This is a genomic window from Cetobacterium sp. (genome assembly GCF_048470075.1).
Taxonomy (GTDB): Bacteria; Fusobacteriota; Fusobacteriia; order Fusobacteriales; family Fusobacteriaceae; genus Cetobacterium_A.
Map to the genome: position 1 here is coordinate 1 of NZ_DBGBQB010000155.1, position 3287 is coordinate 3287.

The 3287-nt window shown below is 33.0% G+C and carries 2 protein-coding genes; both read right to left on the reverse strand.

Features of this window, described 5'->3' with window-relative positions; translation table 11 throughout:
* Window positions 1–44: 44 nt before the first annotated feature.
* Window positions 45–1574 (reverse strand): alanine/glycine:cation symporter family protein, encoded by a 1530-nt coding sequence (locus ACMOUI_RS05475; RefSeq protein ID WP_418964728.1) that lies wholly within the window; start codon window positions 1572–1574, stop codon window positions 45–47.
* Between the two features lie 99 nt (window positions 1575–1673).
* Window positions 1674–3050: a tyrosine phenol-lyase gene (locus ACMOUI_RS05480; protein ID WP_418964729.1), complete on the reverse strand. Its 1377-nt coding sequence runs from the start codon at window positions 3048–3050 to the stop codon at window positions 1674–1676.
* Window positions 3051–3287 lie beyond the last annotated feature (237 nt).

A 3287-nucleotide genomic window follows, 5' to 3' on the forward strand; every position in this document is an offset into this window, starting at 1 on the left:
AAATACCTCAGATTAATTCAAAATTAATCTGAGGCAATCATCTGCTACTTCTCTACCGCCACTTTATTTTTCCTTATATAAATCCCCTCATAGTCTTTTAAGGAGTTTAATGCTATTTTAGATAATGGAACTATTGCAATAATATTGAATACTGTCATCAATGCTACTCCTAAATCACCCAACTCCCAAACAAATAGATATTGAGCCATTCCACCAACAAATAGCATAATCAATGCTAAAATTTTATAGGCATCTTGAGCCTTCATTGTATCACCAAATAAAAATGCTATATTGGACCGGGCATAAAACAATATTCCTAAAAATGTACTGAAACTAAATAAGAATAGTATTAAAGCCACTAAAGGTGTTCCTATGCTTCCTATATGATAGTTCATACAACTTTGAAGAAGGTCCATTCCCACTTTTCCCTCTCTCACAGATAAAGGCGCTAATAACATTGTAAAAGCTGTACAGCTACATATTAGTAATGTGTCTATAAAAACTCCCAGTGCTTGAATTAATCCCTGTTGAGCTGGATGTTCCACATCTGCTGCTGCCGCTGCACAAGGAGCCGATCCACTTCCAGCTTCATTTGAAAACAACCCTCTTTTTACTCCCTGCATTAAAACTGCTCCAAAGCCACCAGCAACTATCTGTTTTGCTCCAAAGGCTTCCTGAAATATCTCTGCAAACATACCTGGAACTGCTCCTATATTTTTTATAAGTATATATATAGTCAGTATAAGATATAGAGTTGCCATTATTGGAACCACTTTATTCAGCACTTCCACTATCTCATCTTTTCCTCTTTTTCCAAATAGAACAACTGCTCCCAATACAGTCATTCCTATTGATGTATATAGAGGTGCTATTCCAAATGCATTACTAAAAGATTCAGAGACAGAGTTAGATATTATTTGTGTTATTCCAACCCAAGTTATCAGTCCTGAAATAGCAAATAAAATACCACAAATTCTAAAGTTTGAGGATTTTTTATAAAATTTTTTCTCATTTTTAGATATGATATCCGAATCTATCTCTAAGTCCCTTTCAAAAGGGTCTTTTTTTCTAGATTCAACTATTACTTCCATTCTATTCATAAAATAGGCTGGTCCACCTCTCCATCCACCATACAGAGGATCTTTTTCCTTATAAATTTGAGCTAATGTGCTCTCTACAAAAGCTGTATTTGATCCTATTATTGCCGCAATCCACATCCAAAATATAGCTCCAGGTCCTCCAAAGGAAACAGCTGCTACTACACCTGCTAAATTCCCCATTCCTACCCTAGAGGCTGTAGCTATAAACAGTGCTTGTAATCCAGAGATTCCTTCTTTATCTTCACTAATTTTACTTTTTAAAACTATTTTTATCATCTCTGGAAACAATCTAAAAGATAACATTTTAGTCTTATAACAGTAGTATAACCCCGTAGGAATTAACATTAAAACCAATAAACTCAATCCAATACTAGTTTTTCCCACATTAAACAGTACTATATCTCCCCATAAAAAACCATTTAATGCACTCACTGTTGTCTTTAATGGTGATAACAATGAATCTATAAACCCCATCACATACCTCCTAATCTCTATTTTAGTAGAAAATTTATGTCGGTATTTTTAAATTAAAATATCCCTAGTATAGACTTATAGTACTTTAAATTTGAATATCTATTTCTGAGAAAATCTTCCAGTAAAGAATCTTAAACAAGGTGGTTCATACTCCCATTTCAATCCTTTTATCTGATCTCTATTTTTATATAGCTCTATAACTGCATCTGCCACATAATCTAGATGTGCATAAGTGTACACTCTTCTTGGAATAGTTAATCTAACAGTTTCCAATTTAGGATAGTGATTCTTACCTGTTTTTATATCTCTTCCAGCTGAAACGATACCTCTTTCCATAGTTCTAACTCCAGAGTGCTCATAAATGGCTGCTGCTAATGCTTGAGCAGGAAACTCATCCTGAGTTAAATGTGGTAAAAAAGCTTTTGCATCTAGGAATATAGCATGTCCTCCATAAGGTTTTACCATTGGCACTCCTGCTGCATCTAATTTTTCTCCTAAATATCTTATCTGATTAACTCTATGACTTATATACTCATAATTAACTGCCTCTCTAAGTCCGATTGCCATAGCTTCCATATCTCTTCCAGCTAATCCTCCATAGCTTGGCATACCTTCAAATTGCACAACTGTAGCCGTAGCTTGTAAATATAGTTCATAGTCATTCATACATAAAAAACCACCTATATTAGTTAAACAATCTTTTTTTCCACTCATTGTACATCCATCACCATAGGAAAACATCTCTTTTACAATATCCTTTATAGATTTATCTGCGTAACCTTCCTCTCTTGCCTTTATGAAATAGGCATTCTCAATACATCTAGTTGCATCATACATAATTTTAATTCCATATCTATGAGCCAGTTCTGAAACAGCTTTTATATTGGCCATTGACACTGGTTGTCCTCCTGCTAAGTTAACTGTTACTGCTAAACAAATATATGGTATTTTTTCTGCTCCAACTTCATCTATCAGTGCTTGAAGTTTATTTAAATCTACATTTCCCTTAAACGGTAGATCTATTTGAGAGTTATGAGCCTCATCTATTATAATATCTCTAAAAGTTGCTCCATTTCTCTCCTGATGGAATCTAGTTGTTGTAAAATACATATTTCCTGGAACATAATCCCCTGGTTTTATTGTCAATGTTGATAAAATATTTTCTGCCCCTCTTCCTTGGTGAGTTGGAACTACATACTTAAATCCAAAAAGTTCTTGTACTGTTTTTTCTAAATGATAAAAATTTCTACTTCCTGCATATGCTTCATCTCCCATCATCAATCCTGCCCACTGAGCATCGCTCATAGCATTTGTTCCTGAATCAGTAAGTAGATCTATATAACACTCATCAGACCTCAATAAAAATGTGTTATATCCAGCTCTTTCAATAGCCTCCTTTCTCTCATCTTTTGTCATAATAGCCATGTTTTCAACCATCTTTATTTTATATGGTTCTGGGGCAAATCCTTTTGACATAATAACTCCTCCTCAATTATTTTTTCATTAATAAAGTATACACTTTCATTTTTCTTATTAGTAAAGTATATACTCTATCTTCTTTTTTATGTCAATATGGTTTATTTTAGAACGATATTCTATTAATTTTTTTTAACTTGTTTTTTATAAAGTTTATTTTTTATTTTTTTTATTAATTTAAACTTCTTTTTGGTTGTTTTTTATAATATATATATTTTTTGCCTATTAGCTATCCTA

Coding starts and splice junctions, on each gene's coding strand:
- ACMOUI_RS05475 (WP_418964728.1), bottom strand. CDS start 1,574: ATGGGGTTTATAGATTCATTGTTATCACCATTAAAGACAACAGTGAGT.
- ACMOUI_RS05480 (WP_418964729.1), bottom strand. CDS start 3,050: ATGTCAAAAGGATTTGCCCCAGAACCATATAAAATAAAGATGGTTGAA.